Source organism: Arthrobacter sp. H41 (assembly GCF_000520535.1).
In the GTDB taxonomy this organism is placed as follows: Bacteria; Actinomycetota; Actinomycetes; order Actinomycetales; family Micrococcaceae; genus Arthrobacter_D.
In genome coordinates this window covers 1-3,837 of record NZ_AZRZ01000487.1, presented here as the reverse complement: position 1 = coordinate 3,837, position 3,837 = coordinate 1, and the positions used below count along the sequence as shown (strand labels likewise).

Genomic DNA, 3,837 nt, shown 5'->3' with positions numbered 1-3,837 from the left:
CCCGCGGCCGACACAAGGTTGTCGCCGAGCGGCTCGAGGCCCCAGACAAGCATGGCCCCAATCATCGAGAGACCGCCGGCAAGGGCGATCGACTGCCAGAGAACCATGGCAGTGAAGGGGGCGCGGGCCGGCCACCGTGCCCGGGAAAGCGCTATGGGCGCAGGCCACGCGAGGATGATCGCGAGCGCGGCCAGCAGATAGGACGCCCAGAACACGGGCGGGTCAACTGCCGCCGAGCAGCTTGCGGAGAGTCTGTGCCTCGGTTTCGGAGACGCTGCCGATGAACCGCGCCAGCACTGCTTCCCGGTCGGGTGCGGTGACGAGGACCTCGTGCATCAGCTCGGCTGTGTGGGCCTCACGGCTGGTGACCGACCTGTAGCGGTGGGGCCGGCTGTTCCGCTCGCGCTCCACCAGGCCCTTCTTCTCGAGCCGGGAGAGGACAGTGAGAACCGTGGTGACCGCCAGCTCACGGCCTGCTTCGCCCGACGGCGCCTCGGCAATGGCATCCCGCAGTTCATTTGCAGTAAGCGACTCCGGCGTGGCCCACAGCAGCTCCATCACCGTGCGTTCGAGATCTCCGAGCGTTGCCATGTTCTTCCTTGTTCTTTTTTCGACCAGTTCGCGGTTCGCGCTCCCGGCAGGGCCGGATCCACCCGGCTGGACGCCAGGGTTTATGAACCTAACTTACAGCTTTCCGGCAGGGATTTCTACTCTGCGTAGAAAACGCCTCCGACTTTGTTCTACGATGTGTAGAAGAAACACTTCTACACGCCGTAGAAGTTTCGGAACGTTAACGCAACGCGCACGTGGAAGGGCCCTATGGAAGCCTTGGAGATTGCCCGCTGGCAATTCGGAATCACCACTGTGTACCACTTCCTCATGGTGCCGCTGACCATCGGCCTCGGGCTCCTCGTCGCAGGCATGCAGACCCTGTGGCACCGCACCGGCAAGGAGCACTACCTCCGGATGACGAAGTTCTGGGGCAAGCTCTTCCTCATCAACTTCATCCTGGGCGTGGCGACGGGCCTGGTGCAGGAGTTCCAGTTCGGAATGGCCTGGAGTGAGTACAGCCGCTTCGTCGGTGATGTCTTCGGTGCACCATTGGCGATGGAGGCGCTGCTCGCCTTCTTCGTCGAGTCGACTTTCCTCGGTTTGTGGATCTTCGGGTGGGGCCGCTTGCCGAAGCTCGTCCACCTGCTCTGCCTGTGGGCCGCCGTCCTCGCTTCGGTCTTCTCCGCGTACTTCATCCTGGTGGCCAACTCCTGGATGCAGCATCCCGTCGGCGTCGAAATGATCGACGGCCGCCCGGTGATGGTCGACGCCTGGGCGGTCTTCACCAACAACACGGCGCTCGTGGCTTTTCCGCATACAGTGTTCGGTGCGCTCGCGGTGGCCGGCGCGTTCCTCCTCGGCATCAGCTGGTACCACCTGTGGAAACGGCGCATTGACGGACTGGACACGGTGTGTGGCGACGGCCGCGTCGTCATTGATAACGGCACCGCCGGCACAGCCACCCCCGGCACAGCCGCTGCCCGCTCCCGGGATGCGGTGGACCACAGGGTCTGGCTGCGTTCGGCCCGGGCCGGCGCCGTCGTCGCCATGCTCGCCTTCGCGGGCACCGCGATCACCGGGGACCTCCAGGGCAAGCTGATGTTCGACCAGCAGCCCATGAAGATGGCGGCGGCCGAGGCGGCCTGCCACNCCTGCCACGACGGCACCGGCTTCTCCATCCTGTCGGTCGGCAACCTCGGCGCGCAAAGCTGTGACGACATCACCGCCGTCATCGAGGTTCCCGGCGTGCTGTCCTTCCTCGCCAACGGGAACTTCACCACCGAGGTCAAGGGGGTCAACACACTCCTGCCCGAGTACCAGGAGAAGTACGGCACCACCCTGCCCGACGACCCCATCTACGGCGAGCGAGCCGGCAGCGAGATCGACTACCTCCCGGTGATGGAGGTGACGTACTGGGGCTTCCGTATCATGATCGGTTTCGGCGCCATTGCGGCTGCCGCAGCCGGGGGTGCGCTCTGGGTGCTGCGCAGGGGCACCGTGCCCGAGTCGCGGTGGCTCATGCGGCTGGCGGTTTTCGGCATCCTCGCGCCCTTCGGTGCGAACTCCGCCGGCTGGATCTTCACCGAAATGGGCCGCCAGCCCTTCGTCGTCGCGCCCAACCCCGACCCGTCCGGCGTCGACAGCGTCTTCATGTTCACCGCCGCGGCCGTATCGCCGGGCGTCTCGCTCGCCGAACTGGTGGTTTCACTCATCGCGCTGACCGGCGTGTATGCCGTCCTGCTGGTGGTAGAGGTCAAACTCCTCGTCACCTATGTGCGGGGCGGCGTGGCATCCGCGATGCCGGAACTCAGCCACGACCCCACCGGTGACGACACCGCGGACCCCGGCAGGAAGGACGACGGCGATGTCCTTGCCTTCGCCTACTGACCCGGTGCGTCCCGGCCGATACCCCGATCCGCAGAAGGAGAATTCCGAATGACCGAGGCGCTACCCACCCTCTGGTTCGTGCTGATTGCCGTGCTCTGGGCCGGTTACCTCTTCCTCGAGGGATTCGACCTCGGGGTGGGCATGCTCATGAAGCTCATGAGTCGGAACGACACACAGCGCAGGGTCCTGCTGGGCACCGTCGGCCCGGTGTGGGACGGCAATGAGGTGTGGCTCATCACGGCTGTGGGAGCCACCTTCGCCGCCTTTCCGTACTGGTACGCCTCGCTGCTCTCGGCGCTCTACTTTCCCTTCCTGCTCGTGCTGCTGGGCCTGATCTTCCGGGCGGTCGCGTTCGAGTGGCGTGGCAAACGGGACAGTGACAGCTGGCGGAACCGCTGGGACTGGGCCATCGCCGTCGGATCCTTCACGGCGGCAGCCGGTATCGGTGCGGCTCTGGCGCTGACGACGATCGGGCTTCCCCTCGACGCGAACGGTGACCGGGTGGGCGGCGCATTCGTCTGGGCGAACGCCAGTGCACTGCTCGGGGCCGCCGCCGTCGTACTCTTCTGCCTGGTCCATGCCGCCGCCTTTCTCGTCCTGAAGACCGAGGGGGGCGTGCACGACCAGGCGGACCGGTTCTTCCGCCGGCTCCTGCCCCTGGCGATGATTCCGTTCGTCGGGTGGGCCCTGCTGATCCAGCTGCGGTCCGGCTCGCCCCTCACCTGGGCGGTCCTGGTGCTCGGCGTCGCGGGGCTCGGCCTCGCCTACCGGTCGTCCTCCGCTGGCCGCGACGGTTGGGCCTTTCTCGGGTTGGGCGCCGCGATGCTCGCGCTCGTGGGAGCCATCTTCGGGGCGGTCTTCCCCGTCGTGCTGCCGTCCACCCTCGACTCCGCTTTCGACCTGACGGTGCAGAACGCATCCTCCTCGCCCTACACGCTGGGACTGATGAGCGTCGTCGCGTGCTTCGGCCTGCCGCTTGTCCTCGCCTACCAGGCATGGACCTACTGGGTTTTCCGGCGCCGCATCTCCGAAGCCAGCATTCCAGCCGCCCACGCCGTGGTCCCCCTGTGAGCGGAGGTCCCGGCACGGCCCGACGGATCCGACAGCCAGCAGCGCCGAGGGAACAGGGGCAGCCCGCGGCCGCCGGGCGAATCCGGCAGCCCGCTGCGGCCCAGGGGGCGACGGCGCGCACCTCACCCGTCGCGTCGGTGCTCGCAGGTGGGCCGGCAGGTGCCGCCGGGTCCGGGGCCGCCGTCTATCTGCTCGGACTGCTCGCAGCCGTGCGGGCCGCGGGACTCGTCCTGATGGCCCAGGCGCTGGCCGTCGGAATCGCTTCACTGGCGGAAGGGTCCCTGCAGGCGGGTGGCGTCCTCGTCCCGGGCCTCCTCGGTGTCCTGC

At 67.2% G+C, this 3,837-nt stretch carries 4 protein-coding genes and 1 pseudogene; 3 read left to right on the top strand and 2 right to left on the bottom strand.

Annotation, left to right across the window (positions count from 1 at the left end; all coding sequences use genetic code 11):
* A pseudogene (locus Y705_RS16570) lies at positions 1 to 215 on the bottom strand (M56 family peptidase); the annotation flags it as partial.
* Positions 216 to 222: 7 nt separating this feature from the next.
* Positions 223 to 591, bottom strand: a complete 369-nt coding sequence (locus Y705_RS0101690; protein ID WP_026531603.1) for a BlaI/MecI/CopY family transcriptional regulator — start codon at positions 589 to 591, stop codon at positions 223 to 225.
* A 228-nt stretch (positions 592 to 819) separates the two neighbouring features.
* Between Y705_RS0101690 and Y705_RS0101685 the strand changes: the two genes are divergently transcribed.
* From Y705_RS0101685 to Y705_RS16565, 3 genes are all read left to right on the top strand, one after another.
* Entirely contained in the window at positions 820 to 2,439 is a 1,620-nt protein-coding gene (locus tag Y705_RS0101685) for a cytochrome ubiquinol oxidase subunit I (RefSeq protein WP_026531602.1), read from the top strand.
* A 48-nt stretch (positions 2,440 to 2,487) separates the two neighbouring features.
* On the top strand, positions 2,488 to 3,510 hold the full coding sequence (gene cydB, locus Y705_RS0101680) for a cytochrome d ubiquinol oxidase subunit II (RefSeq protein ID WP_026531601.1): 1,023 nt from the start codon (positions 2,488 to 2,490) through the stop codon (positions 3,508 to 3,510).
* Positions 3,507 to 3,837, top strand: a 331-nt coding sequence (locus Y705_RS16565) for a hypothetical protein (protein WP_216698705.1), incomplete at its 3' end; no start/stop codon positions are given. The genes cydB and Y705_RS16565, both read left to right, overlap by 4 nt.

What these genes read in the sequence shown, in the direction of transcription:
- Y705_RS0101690 (WP_026531603.1), bottom strand. Translation starts at nt 591, where the DNA reads ATGGCAACGCTCGGAGATCTCGAACGCACGGTGATGGAGCTGCTGTGG.
- cydB (WP_026531601.1), top strand. Translation starts at nt 2,488, where the DNA reads ATGACCGAGGCGCTACCCACCCTCTGGTTCGTGCTGATTGCCGTGCTC.